Here is a 20,231-nt window from a genome sequence, read left to right on the forward strand (position 1 = left end):
CCTCTCCTCCGCGCCGTGGTCGCACTGGCGACGGAGGACGATCCGCGTGACACGCTGCGACGCATCGCCGAGGCTGCCTGCACTCTGACCGGCGCGCGCGGCGGCGCGGTCGCCGTTTACGAGACGGGCGACGTGATCACCGCCGGGTCCGCGGACCTGCTGCCCGCCGCGACGGTCCTTCGCCCCCTTGCCGACGTTCCGGACGAGGTGGTCGTACCCGCACCGTCCGCGGTCGCCGCGCCGATCCGGGTCGGCGACGCTGTGCACGGCGTCCTCTACCTCGCGGAGAAGGCGACCGGCGAGTTCGGCGCGGACGACCGGGAGATCGCGGCGACGCTGGCCGCGGCGGCGGGCATGGCGGTCGAGAACGTCGGCAAATACCGCCGGACGCACGCCCGGGACCGCTGGCTCACCGCCGCGCACGAGGTGACCCGGGCGCTGCTCACGGGCGCGGATCTGGACACCACCCTGTACCTCATCGCCGAACGGGCGCGAACCGTCGCCGCGGCCTCGGTCGGCGCCGTGGTGCGGCCCAGCCTCGCCGACCCGGACACCCTGGTCTTCGAGGTGGTCGCTTCGCCGATCGCCGAGCACCGAGCCCTCGCCGGGGTCACGGTGCCGGTCGAGGGCACTGCCAGCGGCGTCGCGTTCGCGACCCGGGAGACCGTGGCGGTGCGGCGATACGGCGACCACGTGGTCTCCCAGCAGAGCGGGTCCGCGGTGACGATGCCCGCCACGATCAAGGACCTCGACTCCGCGGTCGCGGTGCCGCTCACCGTCGGCCCGGACACCCTCGGTGTGCTGATGGTGGCGAAATTCGGCGACCTGACACCGTTCGCCGAGGACGAGATCGCCGAGGTCCGGGAGTTCGCCGTGCACGCGGCGCTGACGCTGGAGTTCACGCGCGCCGAGGCCGACCGGCAGAAGCTCGCCGTGTTCCGGGACCGCGACCGCATCGCGCGGGACCTGCACGACCTCGTCATCCAGCGGCTGTTCGCCGTCGCGCTCGGGCTCGAGGGGCTGAAAAGGGCCGCCGACCGGCCTGAGCTCGCGGACGGGATCAGCGGGTTCGTGCGCGATCTGGACCGGACGATCCGGGAGATCCGCAACAGCATCTTCTCGTTGCAGGAGCCCGCGGAGGCGCACGGCGGCCTCCGTTCGGAACTGCTGGGGCTCGCGCACGACAGCGCCGCCGTCCTCGGGTTCGAGCCGCGGGTCGCGTTCGACGGCCCGGTCGACACCGCCGTCACCGGCCCGATTCGCGCCGACCTGCTTGCGGTCGTCCGCGAGGCACTGTCCAACGTGGCCCGGCACGCCGCGGCGAGCTCAGCCTCGGTGGAGATCGTTGTCGACCGCGACGGGCAGCGGCTCGACCTCAGGGTGACCGACGACGGCGCGGGCCCGGGAGACCGACCCGGCAAGCACAGCGGACTCGCCAACCTCAGCCACCGCGCGGCGAGGTGGGGCGGCTCCTCGTCCTTGCGCCATCCGGACGAGGGTGGTACGACGCTGACCTGGAGCGTTGAGCTCGCGAATCCGTCGCAGGGGGCGTCATGACGATCTCGGTGTTCCTCCTCGACGACCACGAGATGGTCCGCACCGGCCTGAAGACCGTGTTGGACGCGGAGCCCGACCTCCGGGTCGCGGGGGAGGCGGGCAGCGTCGCCGAGGCGCTCGCGCGGGTCGCCGCGGTGAAGCCCGACGTGGCCATCCTCGACGTGCGGCTGCCCGACGGCGACGGCATCACCGTCTGCCGCGAGATCCGCAGCATGCTGGAGCCGCCGCCCGCCTGCCTCATGCTGACCTCCTACTCCGACGACGAGGCGTTGTTCGGCGCGATCATGGCCGGGGCCGCCGGGTACATGCTCAAGCAGATCTCGGGCACCAGCGTGGTGGACGCGGTGCGCACCGTCGCGGCAGGCGGTTCGCTGCTCGACGCGAAGCTGACCGCCTCGGTGCTCAGCCGCCTGCGCGGCGAGACCGGCCCGCAGGACACCGGGTACGCCTCCCTCAGCCCGCAGGAACGGCGCGTGCTCGACCTCATCGCGGACGGACGCACGAACCGCCAGATCGCCGAACGGCTCGTCCTTTCCGAGAAGACCGTCAAGAACTACGTCTCGGCCGTGCTGCACAAGCTCGGCTTCGAGCGCCGCACCGAGGCCGCGGTGTACGCGGCCCGGCGCAACCAGCAGCGGAACCGGCGGGGCTGAGCGTCACCCCGGTCTCGTCCAGCTGAGCACGACCACCTGCCGACCCGGGGGTACGGTCCCGCGGTGACGCAGCCGGACTCCGCCCGGTAAGAGGGCGCGGTGTAGCCGAATGCCAGCTGCAGTGTGTCGACGCTCTCGGTGTCGTTGTGCCTGAGCGTCGCGCTGTATGCGATCTCGCGCCGAGAAACCGTTGTGGTGCGCGAGAAACCGTTGCGGTGCAAGAACTTTGCGAACGCGGAGTTGCCGGGTCGGGCTCGCACCAGGTGAACATTTTTGCCAACCCTCCGTCGCGTCGGGGTCGTCGTAGTGCCACAGCGTGCGATTCGAGCGGGTTCGGCCACAGTGGGTGAACGGCGGACAGGTCCCGGCGGAGGGACGACACGCTGTCCGCCGACCGACGGACAAAATCCCCCAGTACCTCGGGGACCCGGGTCTTTCGGCACGGGTCAGCGCGGGCCGATCGCCCCGAGCGCCGTGCCGCGACGCGGCCGCAGACTCGGTGTCGGAGCAATGCCCCGGCGAAAAAACGGAAAACCGTTGCCGGCTCAGGCAAACAAGAGGGAGTCCCCATGCGCAACATCACCAAGAAGACCAAGGCTGTCCTCGCCGGGTCGCTCGTGCTGGTAGCTGTCGGCGGGGGCGTCGCGTACGCCTACTGGTCGACCACCGGCACCGGCTCCGGCACGGCAGCCGTCTCGGCCGGTGCGAGCAACCTGTCGATCACCCAGAACAGCGCGCCCACCAACCTGGCGCCCGGCGTCGCGGCCGGCGCCATCTCCGGCACGGTGAAGAACAACTCCGCCAACAACGCTTTCGTGCACACCGTCACCGTTTCGATCGCCTCGGTCGCCACCGCGCCCGGCGCGGTCGGCACCTGCGACGCGAGCGACTACACCTTGTCCGGCGCGACCATGACGGTGGACCAGGACCTGGCGACTGGCGCGAGCACCGGCTTCTCCGGCGCGACGCTCGGCTTCAACAACAAGGCCACGAACCAGGACGGCTGCAAGGGCGCGACGGTCAATCTCGCCTACTCCAGCAACTGACCGCCGGTCCGGGGGCTAGGCGCGTGCGTTGTCCCCGGACCTTTCCTCCGCCGATGGAGAACCGATGAGGAAGCTCGTGCCGATACTGCTCTGCCTGCTGGGCATGAGCGTGCTGGCCAGCGCGGCCGCCGCGGCCAAAGCCGACTTCACGCTGGGCGTGAACCCGGCGAGCCAGTCCGTGCAGCAGGGCCAGTCCGCTGCCTACACCGTGACGGCCGCCGCCACCGGCGGGTTCAGCGGGAGCATCGCGCTGACCGCCACGGGACAGCCCGGAACCGCGAGCTTCGCGCCTCCGTCGATCACGACGTCCGGAACCTCCTCCCTGACGCTGACCACGTCGTCCACGACACCGACCGGGACCTATCCCGTCACGATCACCGCGGCGAGCGGCCGGCTCAGCCACTCGATCAGCGTCACGCTGACCGTCAACCGGGCACTGTCCCCGTCGGTCGCGCTGTCGGCGACGCCAGCTTCGGCCACCGTGCCGGCGGGCTCGACGGCGGCCTACACCATCGGAATCAACCGCACGAATTTCACCGGAGCGGTCTCGTTGAGCGTGTACGGCGGACTTCCGAGCGGCGCGGCGGCCACCCTCAACCCCAGCAGCACCACGGGAAACTCGTCGACGCTGCAGGTAAGCACCTCCGCCACGACACCGCCGGGCAGCTACCCCGTCTACGTCGTCGGGTCGAGCAGCGCGGGAAACGCCTACGCTCAAGTGGAGCTCGATGTCGCCGCCCCGTCGGGAAAACCGTTCACCGTCTCGGGAGATCCCGCGGGAACGCTGGCGCCGGGTGCCCCGGCCCTGCCGGTGGATCTCTTGCTGCAGAACCCGAACAACCAGGACCTGGCGATCTCGAACCTGACCGTCACCGTCGCGAAGACCAGCTCCGCGGGCTGTGCGCCGGGCAACTTCGCGGTAACGCAGTACAGCGGCCCGTACCCGCTCCGGCTCGCGGCCCGGCAAACGGCGACGCTGTCCCAGCTCGGCGTCCCGGCCTCGGCGCTGCCGCGGATCGTGATGCTCGACCTGCCCACCAGCCAGGACGCGTGCAAGAACGCAACGGTCGCGCTCGCCTACTCCGGCGCGGGACAGGGGGCCTGACATGCGCAAGAGCCACTGGGCGACCGGCGCGGCGGCGGTCGTGCTGCTCGCCGGGACCGGAGTCGCGTTTGCGGACTGGTCCAGCACGGGCTCCGCGTCCGGCACCGCGGCCACCGGCACGATGACCGTCACGGCCGCCGCATTGTCCGGCGAGACCCCGGCCAGCACGCTGTATCCGGGCGGCACCGCCGACGCGCTCGTGAAACTGGCCAACCCCAACGGTTTCTCAGTGCAGGTCGTGGCGATCACGGCGACCGGACCCGCGCAGGCGGGCAACGGCTGCGGCCCGACCGGCGTGACGTTCACCTCGCCTTCGGGGTACGCGGATCCGCAGTTTTCGTTGGCCGCGGGCCAGTCCACTGTGCTGCGCCTGACCGGCGCGCTGGCCATGGACACCACCTCGTCGAACGCCTGCCAGGGGCAGACGTTCTCCCTTCCAGTCACGGTGACGGTGCAGAAGTGAGAGTTCCGAGGATCAGTCGTCGAAGTGCCCTCGTCCTGTCGGCGACGGCCGTTGCGCTCGCCCTGTCCGGCGGCGTGGCGTGGGCGTTCTGGACGGCCCAGGCGTCCAATGTCCCAGCCTACGGGCGGGCGGACAGCATGACCGCGGGGTCGACGCCGTCCGGCACCGTCACCGGAACGTCGGTGAACCTGGCCTGGTCCGCCGGGACGACGGTCGGCGGCCATCCCGCCGGCGGCTACCGGATCTCCCGCTATCCGTCGGCTTCGGGCGGCACCGCGACCGCCGCGGCGCAGGGCACGTGCGCTGCTGTTCCGGCGAACGCCTTGAGCTGCACGGAATCGAACGTTCCCGCCGGAACGTGGTACTACACCGTCACGCCGGTTCTGGGCGCGTGGCAAGGCGGCGAGAGCCCGCGCAGCGCGGGAATGACCACCGGCGACAGCTTCAGCCTGTCCGTGCCCGCGCTGACCGCGGGCAACGCCGCGACGGTGACCCTCACGGCCGTCGCCGCGGGCCACACCGACACCGGCTTCACCGGCGACCACCCGGTTTCCTTCAGCGGTCCCGGAAACGCGCCGGACTCGACCGCGCCGTCCTACAACAACGGCAACTCGACGGTCACTTTCGCCAACGGTGTCGCGACCGTGCCGATCACCTTGTACAAAGCGGAAAACACGACGCTGACGGCCACGTCGGGGAACGTCACGGGCAACCAGGCGGTGACTGTTACCCCGGGAGCGGCCGCACAGTTCCAGGTGCCCGCGCCGTCCGGAGCCGTCGCCGGCGCCGCGCAAAACATCACCCTCGCCGCTCTCGACGCGTACCGGAACACCGCGACCGGCTACACCGGCGGCAAGACCTTGACCTGGTCCGGCCCCGGCACGGCGGTCTCCGGCCAGGCCCCGGCCTACCCGGCGAACCCGGTCACGTTCACCTCAGGCACCGCGACGGTGCCGCTCACTCTGTACCTGGCCCAGACGACGACGCTGTCGGTCGGAGACAGCCACATCAGCGGTGTCTCGCCCAGTTTCACCGTCAGCCCTGGCGCTGCCGCGCAGTTCGCGGTCTCAACCGGCCTGGCTCAGAAGGCCGGTGCTGCATTCCCGGTCACGGTCACGGCGCTGGACGCCTACAAGAACACGGCGACCGGCTACACCGGCAGCAAGACCCTCGCCGTGACGGGACCGAGCCCCGCCCCAGACGGAACTCCTGCCCCTTCCAGCGTGGCAACGGTCTTCTCGGCCGGCACCGCCACCGCGACGCTCACCCTGGTGAAGGCCGAATCGACGACGCTGACGCTCAAGGACGGTTCGCTGACGGGCACCAGCGCCCAGCTCACCGTGAGCGCGGGCGACCCGGCCCGACTGGCCTGGTCCGGCGTGACGGTCTCGGCCGGAACGCTGAGCTCGCCGTGCATGTTCACCTGCACGGACACCGGCATCGGCAACAGCGGCACGCTCACCGCGAAGATCGCGATCACCGATGCTTACGGCAACACCGTGAGCAACCTCGGACGCACCATCACGGTCACCACGAACGGCGGCGGATTCACCTCGCCCTCGACCGGCACGTCGGTGAACCTCACGACGAGCGCGACGGGCCTCGCGGAGTCGACCCAGACGTTCACGTTCAAGTCCCAGAACGGAAGCTGGACGTCGGACATTCTCACCGCGACCAGCGGAACCTACTCGAATGCGACCGCAACGGTCACGAAGAGCTGATCCCGGGTGGAGTGCTTGGGTGGGGGATCGCGCGAAGGCCCGCTCGTCGTTCTCGGCGGTGGACCGTCGCGCGGTCCCAGCTTTGGGCCAGGACCGCGGTGAGCAAGGCGGGCGCGCTGACGAAGCTGCAGCCTCGCGTGCCGCAAGGCCAGCGACTTGCGACCGTCCCAGCCCGACTGGCATGACCTCGACGCGAGCGAGCGATTCTGGGCCCGCTCCTGTTCACGGTGCCGCTGATGGCAGTTTTCGCGCGGCGGCAAGCAGAGCACCGGGCGGCACGTCCGTAGCCCGCTTGAAATCGGCACCGCGGTACCGAGCCCCGCAGCCGCGTTTTACGGCCGGATGAGCGGCGTTGGCGGCTAGGCTGGCGGATCGTGCAGGAGACGCGTCTCGACCTCGCCCGGATCCAAGCGGCTCGCCAGCTGATCGACCCGGTCTTCCTCCACACTCCGCTGTATCGCTGCGAGACGATGGAGCCCGACCTCGGGTGCGCGGTGAGCGTCAAGCTCGAAACAGCGAATCCGGTCCGCAGCTTCAAGGCGCGAGGCACCGAGGTGATCACCAGTTTGCTCGCCGACAACCGCGCTTCGGCCGTCGTGTGCGCGAGCGCGGGCAACCTCGGCCAAGCTCTCGCCTGGTCCGGTCGCTGCCGGGGAATCGACGTCACCGTTGTGGCCTCCCGTTACGCGTCCGCGGCCAAGCTCGAGCGCATCCGTGCGCTGGACGCGAGGCTGGAGCTGGTGGACGGCGACATCGAAACGGCTCGCGAGCGAGCTGCTGTCATCGCGCGGCGCGACGGCATCCGGCTGGTCGAAGACAGCCTGGACCTCGAGACCTGCGAGGGCGCGGGAACGATCGGCCTGGAGCTGGCGGACGCCCTGGCCGGCACCGAGCCCCCATTCGACGCTGTCCTGATCGCTCTGGGCGGAGGGGCGATGGCCACCGGGGTAGGGCAGGTGCTCAAATCCTGCGCGCCGGACGTCGAGGTGATCTGCGTCCAGCCGGCGGGCGCACCGGCGATGACCCTCTCCTGGAGACAACGGCGCGTGGTCACGACCGACTCGATGGACACCATCGCCGACGGGGTCGCCGGCCGGCGACCCATCCCGGCCGTGCTGGACGACCTGCTGCTGCTCGCGGACGATGCCGTCCTGGTCGAGGAGGCGTCGATCATCGCCGGGATGCGGCTGCTCCTCGACCGGGCCGGTCTCGTCGTCGAGCCCTCCGCCGCGCTCGGAGTCGCGGCGATCCTCGAAGACCGTGCCCGCTTCGCCGGACGGCACGTGGTCACCATCGTCTGCGGCGGCAACGTCGACGCAGACGCCTACCACCGCTGGGTCGGGGCCGCTCCCGGCCGCCGGTTCTGACGCACCCCCGGCGGGCGGGCCCCGGTTTGCTGCGGGCCGGTCTTTGCGGCATCTTTACGCGTGGTGTGCCGGGAAGTCTGGTCGGCCTGCCCGTGCCCAGCCGGGCGGCGGGCGGTCCGATCGAGCCCGGGGAGTCCGATGGCGTCAGGGGTGCGGAAAGAAATCGCGAGTTCCGGCGGTGCCGTCCGGCTCGCCGTAGCCTGGGGGCATGCGCGCAGCGGACCTGGCCGAGGAGTTCCCGGTCGTCGACCTGGATGCGGACGCGCTGGCGGCCGCGCGCCTGCTGGCCGAGCACCGGTTGCCCGGGCTGGTGGTGACCGAAGCGTCCGGGTGCCCGCACACCGTGCTGCCCGCCTCCGACGTCGTGCAGTTTCTCGTGCCGCCGTATGTGCGCGACGATCCGTCGCTGGCCGGGGTGCTCAGCGAGTCGATGGCGGACCGCGTCGCGGACAAGCTGGGCGGGCGGACGGTGCGCGAGTTGCTGCCCGACGAGCCGCGCGAATTGCCCAGGGTGGACGCCGACGACACGATCGTGGAGGTCGCCGCGACGATGGCCCGGCTGCGGTGCCCGCTCGTGGCGGTCATGCGGGACCGGACGCTGCTCGGGGTGGTGTCCGCGTCGCGGCTGCTGGAGCACGCGCTGACGCCTCGCTGATCCGGGCGGTCCGCCGGTGAGCACGATCATCGCGGTGGTCGTGTTCGTGGTGGCCTACGTGCTCATCGCGACCGAGAAGGTCCCGAAGATGACCGCCGCGCTGGCCGGGGCGGGCGTGGTGCTGGCGACCGGGGTGAGCGGGTCGGCGGACGCGTTCTTCTCCGAGGACACCGGCGTCGATTGGAACGTGCTGTTCCTGCTGCTCGGGATGATGATCATCGTCGGGATCCTGCGCCGCACCGGGGTGTTCGAGTTCGTCGCGATCTGGGCGGCCAAACGCGCCAAGGGGTCGCCACTGCGGATCATGCTGCTGCTGGTGCTGATCACCGCGGTCGCGTCGGCGTTCCTGGACAACGTGACCACGGTGCTGCTGATCGCGCCGGTGACGTTGCTGGTGTGCGACCGGCTCGACATCAGCCCGGTCCCGTTCCTGATCGCCGAGGTGCTGGCCTCCAACGTCGGCGGCACCGCGACCCTGATCGGCGACCCGCCGAACATCGTCGTCGGCAGCCGCGCGGGACTGGCGTTCAACGACTTCCTGCTCAACCTGACGCCGATCGTCGCGCTCGAGCTGGTCGTGCTGGGGCTGGTGCTGCCGTGGTTGTTCCGCGGGTCGTTCGCCGTCGATCCGCAGCGGGTCGCCGACGTCATGGCGCTCAACGAACGCGAAGCGATCCGACAGCCGAAGCTGCTGATCAAGTCCGGTGTCGTGCTGTTGCTGGTGTTCGCCGGGTTCGTGCTGCACTCGGTGGTGCACCTGGACCCGTCGGTGGTCGCGCTGCTGGGGGCGGGCCTGCTGGTGCTGGGCTCGGGCACGCCGCCGAAGCAGTATCTGGCCGGGGTCGAATGGGAGACCCTGCTGTTCTTCGCCGGCCTGTTCATCATGATCGGGGCGCTGGTCAAGACCGGCGTGATCGACTGGCTCGCGAAGGTCGCCGCGGGCGCCACCGGCGGGAACGCGCTGCTGGCGGTCTTCCTGATCCTCGGGGTGTCCGCGCTGCTGTCCGGCGTGATCGACAACATCCCTTACGTGGCGACGATGAGCCCGCTCGTGCTCGCGCTCACCCACGACATCCCGGACCCGGCGCATTCCGAGGCGCTGTGGTGGTCGCTGGCGCTCGGCGCGGACTTCGGCGGCAACATGACGGCGGTCGGGGCCAGCGCGAACGTCGTGGTCCTGGGCCTCGCCGCCCGGGCCGGCGCGCCGATCTCGTTCTGGGAATTCACCAAGAAGGGCGCGGTCGTCACGCTGATCACCGTGCTCGTCGCCGCGCCGTACCTGTGGCTGCGCTACTTCGTCCTCTGACGGCAGAAGCAGGGGCTTCCGGTCAGGTGTGAGCGATCCCGCAACCATGTCCGTGACCAATTGTTGCATACTGCATCAATGTCGTCGGGTGAGAGTGCGGGGAAACGCGGGCTCGTCGTGCCGGTGCGGCCGCCGGTGGGCCGGTGGGTGCGGGAGAGCCGTGCGGGGCTGGTCGGGCTGGCGGTGCTGATCGGGGCGGGCGCGGGGCTGGGCGCGGTGGTGTTCCGGTGGCTGATCACCACGTTCACGCACGTGTTCTCCGGGCACGCGGATTATTCGGACGCGGGGCGGGCGGCGCATCCGTGGTTCCCGGCGCTGGGGCCGTGGTTCCTGCTGCTGGCCCCGGTGCTCGCGGGTCTGGTGTACGGGCCGCTGGTGTACCGGTTCGCGCCGGAGGCTCGCGGGCACGGGGTGCCGGAGGTGATGTACGCCGTCGCCGAGCGCGGCGGGCGGATTCCGGTGCAGGTGAGCGTGGTGAAGGCGCTGGCCTCGGCGTTGACGATCGGGTCCGGCGGTTCAGTGGGCCGGGAGGGGCCGATCGTGCAGATCGGGTCCGCGCTCGGCTCGTCGCTCGGGCGGCTCGCCCGGCTGCCTGAATCCAGACTGAGGATCCTGGTCGCCTGCGGGGCCGCGGGCGGGATCGCGGCGACGTTCAACGCGCCGCTGGCGGGTCCGTTCTTCGCGATGGAGCTGATCCTGCGCGATTTCGCCGCGGAGTCGTTCGGGGCGGTGGTGCTCGCGAGCGTGACGGCGAGTGTCGTCGGACGCGCGGTGTTCGGCAACACGCCGTTCCTCAATCTGCCGCCGTTCTCGTTGCGGAGCCCGGTGGAGTACCTGTTGTTCGTGGCGCTGGGCCTGGTGGTCGGCGCGTGCGGGGTGCTGTTCACCCGGGTGCTGTACTGGATCGAGGACCTGTGCGACCGGTTGTGGCGCGGGCCGGAATGGCTTCGCCCGGCAGTGGGCGGGGTGTTCCTGGGCGGGCTGCTGCTTCTGCTGCCGCAGATGTACGGGGTGGGGTATCCCGTGCTGCAGAACGCGGTCGAGGGCAAGTACGTCTTCGGGTTCCTGCTGGTGCTCATGCTCGGCAAGATCGTGGCGACCAGCCTGACGATCGGGATCGGCGGCTCGGGCGGGGTGTTCGCGCCGTCGCTGTTCATCGGCGCGATGGCGGGCACGGCTTTCGGGATCGGCGTGCACGCGTGGCTGCCGTCGGTGACCGCGTCGCCGGGGGTGTACGGGCTGATCGGCATGGGCGCGGCGTTCGCGGGTTCGGCACGGGCCCCGATCACGGCGGTGATCGTGCTGTTCGAGCTGACCGGCCAGTACACGGTGATCCTGCCGATGCTGACCGCCATCGTGATCGCGACCGCGATCAGCCGCGCGCTGTCCCGGGACACGATCTACACGCTGAAATTGCGTCGCCGCGGCATCGATCTGGACAAGCACCCGTCGGCCCGGCGGTTGGCGGACACGAAGGTCTCCGCGGTCACCGAACCGCTGCCGGAACCCCTGCGCGACGACCTGCCGCTGGAACCGGCCGCGCACGCGCTCGCGCTGTCCGGCCACGGCATCCTGCCGGTGGTCGACGACGAGGGCCGGTACCAGGGCTGCGCCACTGCCCGCGCGGTCGCCGAGGCGGTGGCCGACGACCACGAGGGCCGGGTGGGAGATCTCGCCGAATTGCCTCCGCTGGTCACCGCCGACTCCACGCTCGCCGACGCGCTCGACGCACTGGCTCAGGCTCCGGGCACCGGCCTTCCCGTGCTGACCGGCAAAGACGAGCTGACCGGATGGATCACGCACCAGTCGGTCCTGAGCGCGCTGGAACCAGCCGCGGCTGGCCGCTGAAAGCGGATCGCCTTGATACCGCCGTGGGCGCCGCCGGGTACAGACCATGCCGGTGGTGCGCCGCCCAACCGGGCAGCGCACCACCGGGTCAAGGCAACTGCCGCACCAGGTAATCCCAGACCGCCCGCATCGCGCGCGGGTGGTAAATATGCTCCCGTTTCGCGTGGGATTCTTCCGGTGGCGACCAGCTCGGCCAGCCACCGAACGACTGCGTCAGCAATTGCTGTTCACAGGCCCGCTCAAGCACCACCGCGGCGACCGTCGCGCTCTCGACGGAATCGCCGACTGCGACGATTCCGTGGTTCACCAGGAACACTGCCCGCGCATTGCCGAGTTCCGCAGCCAGCGATTTGCCCAATTCCGGGGTCAGGATCAGGTCCGCGGTCTCGGTGTAGCGAGGCACCTCGGGCGGTACGAACAGGTTCGCGGCGTGGCTTACCGGCCGCAGCTCCTGTCCGGTCGCAGCGAGCGCGACGGCGTGCGGGGCGTGCGTGTGCACCACCGCGTTGACGTCCGGCCGCGCGGCGATGACCTCGGTGTGGATCGGGTACTCGCTGTGCCGCGGGCCAGCGCCGGAAACGACCTCACCTTCGGCGTTGACGAGGTGCACCCGCTCCGGCGTCACCTCCTCCATGCCCCATTCCGCGGACTTGATCCAGACGCCTCGGCCGTCGGCGTCGCGGCACGAGACGTGGCCCCAGATGAGGTCGCCTTGTCCGGCGGCGGCCAGGATCCGGGACGACAGCGCGACGAGTTCCTGCTGTGTGCTCATCGGTGCACCAGCCCGCCGTTGACGCTGAGGGTTTGGCCGGTCAGGTAACCCGCGTCGTCGCTGAGCAGGAACGCGGCCAGGCCGGTCATGTCGTCGGCCCCGGCGGGGCGGTGCAGCGATTGGGCGCGCAGCATCGCCTCGCGTTGTTCCGGGGTCACGGTTTCCCGCGCGACTTCGGTGTAGACCGGGCCGGGGGAGAGGGTGTTGACGCGGATGCCGAATTCGCCGAGTTCGCGCGCCATGGAGAACGTCATGCCGTGCACGCCGCCTTTGCTGGCCACGTAATGCAGGTAGCCGGGACGGCCGAGTTGCACGGCGTCGGAGCCGATGTTGACCACGCTCGCCGACGGGGAAGCCTGCAGCAGCGGGAGCAGCGCCGACACGAGCAGCCACGGGCCGCGGAGGTTGACCGCCATCAGGCGATCCCATTCCTCGTCGGTGATCTCCCAGAACGGTTTCATCTTGATGGCGGAGAAGATCGCGGCGTTGTTGATCAGGCCGTCGACCCGGCCGTGCGCCTCGGTGAGCTGGGCGGCGAACTCCGCGCAGCTGGTACGGCTGGAGACGTCGAGTGCATACGCGCTGGCCTTGCCCGGGCCGTCCAGCGAGGCGGCGGTGGCTTCGACGCCGTCGCGGTTGAGATCGGCGAGGACCACGGTCGCGCCTTCGGAGACCAGGCGCCGGGCGTAGGCCGCGCCGATGCCCTGGGCCGCGCCGGTGACGACGACGACCTTCCCGGCGAGTCCGTTGAGGGTCATGTCAGGCTCCAGCTTCGGTAGGAGGGTTCGCCGTCCGGGACGATCTCGGTGGACAGCAGCGTCAGGCAGCCGGGGCAGAATGCTTGGCGCAGCAGGACTTTCCGGTCGACGAACGCGGCGGGATCGGCGTGGACGCCGGGCCCGGCTTCGGTCGAGGGACGTTCGTGGCGCCGCGCGTGCGCCATCGGTTCGGCGGTGGTGTCGCCGATCCGGGTCGCGCAGTGCCGGCAGACGACAGCGCCGGTCGCGTCGTCAACGCGGAGGTTGAGGTCGAGGTTCACTGGTGCGCTCCTTCCAGCGGCGTGAGTCCGGCGCGTTGGTAGCGCAGCCGATCGCGGTGCGCCGCAGTGGCCGCGAGGTCGGGCTCGCCGTCGGCCAGCACGACGCCGTAGACCTCGGTGGCAGCAATCGCGGACACCTTGCCGTCGCGGACATCCGCCGCGACGCGTTCGGGTTCGCGGTGGAGCGGGTCGCCGATACCGCCGCCGCCCTGCCAATGGGTGAAGTAGACGTCCGCTTCGGCGAGATCGGTTTCCAGGTGCGGCGGGAGGGTGTCCGCGCTGCCGCGCAGGTCTTCGATGGTCTGCGGGATGCGGCCGTTCGCGAGCTGGTCGCGCACGGTGGTGTCGCGGACGAGGACGTCCCATTGCGTGGCGGCGGGATAGCCGCCCGAAATGCCGGGAGCCTGCGGCACCGCCTTGCCGTTGGCGGAGACTACGAGGTGCACGCTGCGGGTGGGCGAGTCGTACGGGATGAAGCAACTCGACGCTCCGACGCCGCCGCGCCACCGGCCGGGCCCGCCCGAATCGACTTCCTCGCGCCGCCACAGGTACAGCATCGGGAAGCTGAACTCGTTGATCTCGATGTCGGCGATGCGGCCCATCGGAATGCAGTTCTCGCCGCCGGTGTCGACGCCGTCGCCGTCCACCTTCGCGCCGAGCCCGCCGGACATCGCGTCGCACAGCATCGTGGCGAAACCCCCGCCGCGCTGGTCGACTCCGGCCAGCAGGGTGAGATCCCAGGTCCCGCAGCACACGCTCATCGCCGACCGGCTCAGTTCGGCGTGCGTGCTCAACATCTGCGCGACCGTTTCGGAGACCGCGTTCTGCGTGGCCCACGCCGAGTTGACCGACGCTTTCCCGATGCCCGCCGGGAAGGTGCAGTTGTTGATCGTCCCCGGTTCGCTGACGATCTCGACGCACCGGTAGATCCCGCCCGGCGACCAGGAGATGTCCGGGCACAGCATGGTCAGCAGGATCGGCAGGATCCCGCCGCGCAATCCGGCGAGGGTGCAGTTGATGATCCCGTCGACCTGAGGGTCGGTGCCGGTGAAGTCGAAGGTGAGGGTGTCGTCCTGTTTGGACATCGCGACCACGATCTTGTGGATGTCGCGGTCGCCCGCCCGCGCGCCGTCCTGGTGCGCGACGGCCGACCACGTTCCGTCCGGCAGCGCGCGCAGTTTGGTGCGCAGCTGGGATTCCGCGTCGCCCATCATCTTCTTCATCACGGCCTTGACGGTGTCCGGGCCGTACTTGTCGATGAGCGCGGTGAGCCGGTCCTGCGCGACGTTGTTCGCCCCGATCTTGGCGCGCAGGTCCAGCCCGACCAGCCGGGGCACGCGGGACCGGCGCAGGTACATGTCCTCCATGTCCGAGCGGAGCGTGCCGCCTTCGACGATCTTCACCGGCGGGATCGGCAGCGCTTCCCAGAACACGTCGTGGCCTTCGACGGACCAGCTGCCCGGCGACACGCCGCCGAGGTCGACCTGGTGCGCGACCGCGCCGGTCCAGCAGAACAGCTGGCCGTCGTAGAACAGCGGGGCGAGGACGGTGACGTCGTTCTGGTGCAGGCCGCCGCCGATCCACGGGTCGTTGAGGAGGAACTGGTCGCCCGGCGCGATTCCCGGGTTCTCGGCGCGATGCTCCAGCGTCCAGCGCACCGCCATGTCCAAAGCGGACCCGAGCTGCATGTTGTACAGCCCGACCTGGACGGTTTCGCCGGTCTCGTCCATGATGCCCGCGCCGAAGTCGTTGCAGTCGGTCACGACGACCGAACCGGACATCCGCTTGATCGCGTCGCCCATGTCGTCGGTGATGGCGACCAAACGGTGCCGGACCACCTCGTAGGTGAGCGCGTCCACGTCCGTCGAGTCGACTCGGTGCAGGTCGAGGTCGCCGAACCGGGCTTCCGGGTCGAGGGGAGCGCCGGACTGGACAAAGCGTTCGGAGCCGGCGACGGGGATGACAGCCATCAGGAGTGTTCCTTCCGTTCGGGGAAACGGATCACGAGGTTGCCCAGACGGTCCACAGTGGCCTGAGTGCCCGGCGGCAGGGCGACAGTGGTGGTCGGCGCTTCGACGACCGCGGGGCCTTCGATCTCGTGGCCCGCGCCGAGTGCGCGGTAGTCGTAAATCGCGGCGGGCTGCCGTCCAGCGCGCACGTCGAGCAGGACCTCCCGCTCGCCGCTCGTGGCGGGCTCGCCGGGCAGGGTGTGGTGCTCAGGCAGTTCCGGCTGGATCTGCAGGATCCCGGTCGCGCGGACCCGGTAGGTGATGAGCTGCAACCCGGCGTCGGGGAAGCCGGATCCCTTGCCGTACAACGCTTCGTAGCTTGCCTCGAAGTCCCGGCCGAGCTGGTCCACCGACTCGCCGGTCAGCTCGCCGCCGGGTACTGGAGTCGCGACTTCGGCGAGCTGCATGGTGTAGCGGAGGTCGGCTTCGCGTTCGTAGCTGATCGCGGAGAAGGTCAGCCCTTGTTCCGCCAGACGGCGTTCCAGCTCCCGTTCCAGACCCCTGAACACCTCGTTCGCGGTGTCCGCCGCGACCGGCATCGCGACCGGCTGCGACTGTTCGGCGGTCAGCACGATGTCCGACGCGGCCAACCCGTAGGCGGAGAAGACCGCGGCAGTGGAACCGAGCGGGACCACGACCTCCTTGACGCCGAGGTCGGCCGAGTAGCTCGCGCAGTGCATCGGACCCGCGCCGCCGAACGCGTAGAGCGTGAAGTCCCGCGGGTCCTGGCCCGAATTGACCACGACCTTGCGGACCAGATCCGCGGTCTGGGCGTTCTGGATCGCGTAGATCGCCGCCGCCGCGTCCTCGACGGACATGCCGAGCGGGGTCGCGACGACCTTGTCGATGGCGTCGCGGGACAGCTGGACGTCCAGTTTCTTGCGCCCGCCCAGGAAATTGTCCGGGTTGATGATGCCGAGAACGAGGTCCGCGTCGGTGACCGTCGGCTCCCAGCCGCCTTCGCCGTAACACGCCGGCCCGGGCCGGGCGCCCGCGCTGCGCGGCCCGACGCGAAGGTTCCCGCCCGGGTCGACCCACGCGATCGCGCCGCCGCCGGCGCCGATGGTGTGCACGTCGACCATGGGCGTGCTGATCGTGTACTGGTTCAGGATCGTGCTGGTGGTGGTCACTGGTTTGCCGTCGACAACCAGTCCGACCAGGAATGTCGTGCCGCCCATGTCGGTCGAAATGACCTTGTCGTGGCCCAGCGAGGCGGCCATCCGCGTGCACCCGACGACGCCGCCGGTGAGCACCGAACCGATGGTGGTGATCGCGTGCGCCGGTGCGTCGGCGGCGGTGACACAGCCGCCGGAACCCTGCATCACCAGCAGCGCGCCGGTGAGCCCGCGGGCGCGCAGTTCGGCTTCGAGCGGTCGCAGGTAACTGCCGAGCCGAGGGCCGACCTGCGTGTTCATGATCGTCGTGACGTTGCGCGGGTACTCCCGGATCCGCGGGCTGACCTCGCTGGACAGCGCCACGTATACCTCCGGCGCTTCCTCCTGCACGATCTCGCGCACCCGCTGTTCGTGGGCGGGATTTCGGAAGGACCAGAGGAACGACACCGCGATCGCCTCCGCACCGTCGGCGAGCAGGTCGCGGACCGCGGTCCGGACGCCGTCCTCGTCGAGCGGGACGACGACGCGGCCCTGGTAGTCCACGCGCTCGTCGATCTCGCGGATCCGGTGCCGGGGCACCAAGGACGCGGGCTTCGCCGTGCGGGCCATGTGCTGGATGTCATCGCTGCCCAGGCCGGCGTAGCGGCCTTCGAGGTTCATGATGCTGATCGAGTCCGCGTGCCCGCGGGTGGTGAGGAAGCCGACCTGCGCGACGTCCCCGGTCACCAGTGCGTTGAGCGTCGAGGTGGTGCCGTGCACGAGATAGTCGGTGTCGGCGAGCAGCTCGCGGACGGAGATGCCGAGCTCCGCGGCCAGTTCGTCGATCGCGGTGAGGAAGCCGGTCGCGAAATCCGGGGGAGTGGACGGGGTTTTGGCCGCGGCGAGCCGGTTGTGCTGGTCGGCGACGAACGCGTCGGTGAACGTTCCGCCGGTGTCGATGCCGATGACGTACGCCATGAGGGCCCCTTTGCCTTCGGATCGTCAGAACATGACGTTGATGGACTTGGTTTCGGTGTAGCTGAGCAGTTCTTCGAGGCTTTCCTCTCGGCCGACGCCGGATCCTTTGACGCCGCCGAAGGGCACGTTGGGGAAATGCCGGGACGAGCCGTTGATCCAGACGAACCCGGCCTCGAACGCGCGGGCCACGCGGTGTGCGCGGGTGACGTCGGAGGTCCAGACGCTCGCGGTAAGGCCGTAGTCGACGCTGTTGGCGATGCGGACCGCCTCCGTCTCGTCGGCGAACGGGATGACCGACAGCAGCGGGCCGAACACCTCTTCCCGGGCGATCCGCATGTCCGGGCGCACGCCGGTGAACACGGTCGGGGCCACGAACAAGCCCTGGTCCACGCCAGCCGGACGGCCGCCGCCAGTGGCGACCCGCGCGCCCTCGGACACCGCGATGTCGATGTAGGACAACGACTTCTCGTACTGCGCCTGGTTGATCATCGTGCCCTGTTCGGTGCGTTCGTCGAACGGATCGCCGATCCGGCGCGCCTCGATCAGCTCGACCACGCGGGCGACGAGCGCGTCGTGGACGTCCTGGTGCACGAGCAGCCGCGAGTTCGACCCGCAGGACTGTCCGGACCAGGTGAAGTTCATGCCGAACACGGCTCCGGCGGCGGCTTCGAGGTCCGCGTCGGGGAACACCACCATGGCGTTCTTGCCGCCGAGTTCGAGGCTGACGTCCTTGACGCCGCTCTCGGCCGCCGCGCGCTGGATGGCGCGCCCGGTGGGCTCGGAGCCGATGAACCCGATCCGCCGCACGTGCCGGTGCCGCACCAGCGCGTCCGGCACCGCCGGTCCGTCGCCGACCACCACCGACAGCACACCGGGCGGGAAGATGTCCTTCGCCAGTTCGGCCAGCCGCAGTGCGGACAGCGGCGCGGCCTCCGGCGGCTTGAGGATCGTCGGGTTGCCCGCGACCAGCGGCGCGGCGACCTTGCCCGCGAACATCAGCGGGTGGTTGTAGGGCACGATTCGGGCCACTACGCCGACGGGTTCGCGTGTCGTCACGTGCAGTGCGGTGCTGGCGGGCACAGTCGTGCCTTTCAGTTCCAAAGCCTGTCCGGCGAACATGCGCAGCTGCGCCACCGTGACGCCGACGTCGACGCGCGAGTTCGAGATCGGCGAACCGGCGTCGACCGTGTCGAGCAGGGCCAGCTCCTCGCCGTGGCGTTCGATCGCGTCGGCCAGTTCCGACACCAGCTTCGCCCGTTCGACCGGGAGAGTGTCCCGCCAGGCCGCCCGTGCGTCGGCCGCGGCGCGTACCGCCTCGTCGACGTCGTCGGGTGCCGCGTCGGGAACCTCGGCGATCACCGTGCCGGTGTAGGGGGACACCCGGGAGAAGGTGGCGCCGGACCGCGCCGGGACGAGCTTGCCGTCGATGAGCAGGCGCCACTCGCGGTCGAGAAGGTCGGCGACCCGGGGCGGAATCTCCGGGCCGGAATGGGCTTCGAGCATCGTCGCTCCTGCGCTTCCTGAGTCCCGCGGGGACCTGGCGCCCCGCGTGCCGTCGGCTCATGCTAACCCCGAGAGCCAGGCGAAAGTCCATTCTGCGGACTTCTATTCTGTTCTCCAGAAATATCAAGCAGTATTTTGACTGGAGAGGCCCCGCAGGCGTCCTGGTCCAGATACCATGTCTGCTATGCAGACATCCGCCGCCGAAGCCGGTCCCGCGCGGCCCGCTCCCCAATACCCGATCGAATCCGTGGACCGCGCGCTGCGGCTGCTCAGGATGTTCAGCGCCACGAGAGAACTCCGGCTGTCCGACGCACGAGACGCCCTCGGCGTAGGGCAGTCGACCGCGCACCGGCTGATGGCGATGCTCGTCCACCACGGGTTCGTCGACCAGGACCCGGCCAGCCGCGTCTACCGGGCCGGGCCGGCGCTGGTCGAGATCGGGCTGTCGGTGGTGAACCAGATGGACCTGCGCGCGGTCGCACGGCCGGTGCTGCAGTGGCTGTCGGAAACCACCGGGGAGACGGTGCATCTCGGTTCGCTGGAAGGCAATCAGGTGCGCTTCCTGGACGTGATCGAGAGCGACCGGGCGCTGCGGGTCTCCGGCCGCGTCGGCCGCACCCTCCCGGCGCACGCGACGAGCCTGGGCAAGGCGATGCTCGCGCACCTGCCCGACGACCAGATCGCGCAACGCTATCCGGACGAGGTGCTCGGCCAGGTCACCACGAAGACCATGACGAGCCGCAGCGCTCTGCTGGCCGAGATCGAACGGACCCGGCGCCGCGGTTACGCGCTCAACGCGGGCGAAAGCGAGGACGGCGTCAGCTCGATCGGCTGCGCGGTAGCCCGCCCAGACGGCCCGCTCCTGGGCGGCCTGAGCGTCGCGGCCCCGACCGGGCGGATGACGAAAGCCCAGCGGGACGAACACGCGGTCGCGCTGGTGGAGGGCTGTCGGCGGTTGGCGGAGAAGCTGGTGTGAGCGAGAAGCGCGGTGGACGTCCCCGCGGCTCACGTCACGACTAGTGCTGCGATGAGCGGCCAGACGGCGTCGGGCAGGGATCACGACATCGCCGTCGCCGCTGTGCTCGTCGGCAGCCGCCTCCCATGACGCCACAAGC

Annotated in this window: 17 protein-coding genes; 11 read left to right on the forward strand and 6 right to left on the reverse strand. The window is 70.2% G+C overall.

Features of this window, described 5'->3' with window-relative positions:
• The first annotated feature begins 15 nt into the window (after positions 1-15).
• The 10 genes from ATK30_RS47010 (at position 16) to ATK30_RS40335 (ending at position 11,721) form a co-directional block, all read left to right on the forward strand.
• A complete protein-coding gene (locus tag ATK30_RS47010) occupies positions 16-1,557 on the forward strand; it encodes a sensor histidine kinase (RefSeq protein WP_279630040.1) in 1,542 nt (513 codons plus the stop codon).
• On the forward strand, positions 1,554-2,210 hold the full coding sequence (locus tag ATK30_RS40295) for a response regulator (protein ID WP_101439941.1): 657 nt from the start codon (positions 1,554-1,556) through the stop codon (positions 2,208-2,210). Before ATK30_RS47010 ends, ATK30_RS40295 begins: the two co-directional genes overlap by 4 nt.
• A gap of 569 nt (positions 2,211-2,779) precedes the next feature.
• Positions 2,780-3,256 (forward strand): hypothetical protein, encoded by a 477-nt coding sequence (locus ATK30_RS40300; protein ID WP_101439942.1) that lies wholly within the window; start codon positions 2,780-2,782, stop codon positions 3,254-3,256.
• Positions 3,257-3,320: 64 nt separating this feature from the next.
• Positions 3,321-4,361, forward strand: coding sequence for a COG1470 family protein (locus ATK30_RS40305; RefSeq protein WP_101439943.1), 1,041 nt, complete (start codon positions 3,321-3,323; stop codon positions 4,359-4,361).
• A gap of 1 nt (position 4,362) precedes the next feature.
• Positions 4,363-4,824, forward strand: a complete 462-nt coding sequence (locus tag ATK30_RS40310; RefSeq protein WP_101439944.1) for a hypothetical protein — start codon at positions 4,363-4,365, stop codon at positions 4,822-4,824.
• Positions 4,821-6,545, forward strand: a complete 1,725-nt coding sequence (locus ATK30_RS40315) for a hypothetical protein (RefSeq protein ID WP_143271481.1) — start codon at positions 4,821-4,823, stop codon at positions 6,543-6,545. Before ATK30_RS40310 ends, ATK30_RS40315 begins: the two co-directional genes overlap by 4 nt.
• Before the next feature lie 374 nt (positions 6,546-6,919).
• Positions 6,920-7,912, forward strand: a complete 993-nt coding sequence (locus tag ATK30_RS40320; protein WP_101439946.1) for a threonine ammonia-lyase — start codon at positions 6,920-6,922, stop codon at positions 7,910-7,912.
• 208 nt (positions 7,913-8,120) lie between these two features.
• The gene (locus ATK30_RS40325; RefSeq protein WP_009078280.1) at positions 8,121-8,567 is read left to right on the forward strand and encodes a CBS domain-containing protein; all 447 of its coding nucleotides are present in this window, start codon (positions 8,121-8,123) and stop codon (positions 8,565-8,567) included.
• A gap of 16 nt (positions 8,568-8,583) precedes the next feature.
• The gene (locus ATK30_RS40330) at positions 8,584-9,873 is read left to right on the forward strand and encodes an ArsB/NhaD family transporter (RefSeq protein WP_101439947.1); all 1,290 of its coding nucleotides are present in this window, start codon (positions 8,584-8,586) and stop codon (positions 9,871-9,873) included.
• A gap of 78 nt (positions 9,874-9,951) precedes the next feature.
• Positions 9,952-11,721: a chloride channel protein gene (locus ATK30_RS40335; RefSeq protein WP_101439948.1), complete on the forward strand. Its 1,770-nt coding sequence runs from the start codon at positions 9,952-9,954 to the stop codon at positions 11,719-11,721.
• A gap of 88 nt (positions 11,722-11,809) precedes the next feature.
• Here the strand turns inward: ATK30_RS40335 and ATK30_RS40340 are convergent, their stop codons facing one another.
• Genes ATK30_RS40340 through ATK30_RS40365 form a run of 6 tightly spaced genes read right to left on the reverse strand, consistent with a single transcriptional unit; the run spans position 11,810 to position 19,116 of the window.
• Positions 11,810-12,493, reverse strand: coding sequence for a class II aldolase/adducin family protein (locus ATK30_RS40340; RefSeq protein WP_101439949.1), 684 nt, complete (start codon positions 12,491-12,493; stop codon positions 11,810-11,812).
• On the reverse strand, positions 12,490-13,251 hold the full coding sequence (locus ATK30_RS40345) for an SDR family NAD(P)-dependent oxidoreductase (protein ID WP_101439950.1): 762 nt from the start codon (positions 13,249-13,251) through the stop codon (positions 12,490-12,492). Before ATK30_RS40345 ends, ATK30_RS40340 begins: the two co-directional genes overlap by 4 nt.
• Positions 13,248-13,532 carry an acetone carboxylase subunit gamma gene (locus ATK30_RS46670; protein ID WP_101439951.1) on the reverse strand — a complete coding sequence of 95 codons (285 nt, stop codon included), beginning with the start codon at positions 13,530-13,532 and terminating at the stop codon, positions 13,248-13,250. The genes ATK30_RS40345 and ATK30_RS46670 overlap by 4 nt, the downstream gene beginning before the upstream one ends.
• Positions 13,529-15,502, reverse strand: coding sequence for a hydantoinase B/oxoprolinase family protein (locus ATK30_RS40355; protein ID WP_101439952.1), 1,974 nt, complete (start codon positions 15,500-15,502; stop codon positions 13,529-13,531). The genes ATK30_RS46670 and ATK30_RS40355 overlap by 4 nt, the downstream gene beginning before the upstream one ends.
• Entirely contained in the window at positions 15,502-17,613 is a 2,112-nt protein-coding gene (locus tag ATK30_RS40360) for a hydantoinase/oxoprolinase family protein (protein WP_101439953.1), read from the reverse strand. Before ATK30_RS40360 ends, ATK30_RS40355 begins: the two co-directional genes overlap by 1 nt.
• A 24-nt stretch (positions 17,614-17,637) precedes the next feature.
• On the reverse strand, positions 17,638-19,116 hold the full coding sequence (locus ATK30_RS40365) for an aldehyde dehydrogenase family protein (RefSeq protein ID WP_101439954.1): 1,479 nt from the start codon (positions 19,114-19,116) through the stop codon (positions 17,638-17,640).
• 184 nt (positions 19,117-19,300) lie between these two features.
• On the opposite strand from ATK30_RS40365, the gene ATK30_RS40370 reads away from it, so the two are divergent.
• Positions 19,301-20,092 carry an IclR family transcriptional regulator gene (locus tag ATK30_RS40370; RefSeq protein WP_158242569.1) on the forward strand — a complete coding sequence of 264 codons (792 nt, stop codon included), beginning with the start codon at positions 19,301-19,303 and terminating at the stop codon, positions 20,090-20,092.
• The last annotated feature ends 139 nt before the right edge of the window (positions 20,093-20,231 follow it).

This window comes from Amycolatopsis echigonensis, from assembly GCF_002846615.1.
GTDB classification, from domain to species: Bacteria; Actinomycetota; Actinomycetes; order Mycobacteriales; family Pseudonocardiaceae; genus Amycolatopsis; species Amycolatopsis echigonensis.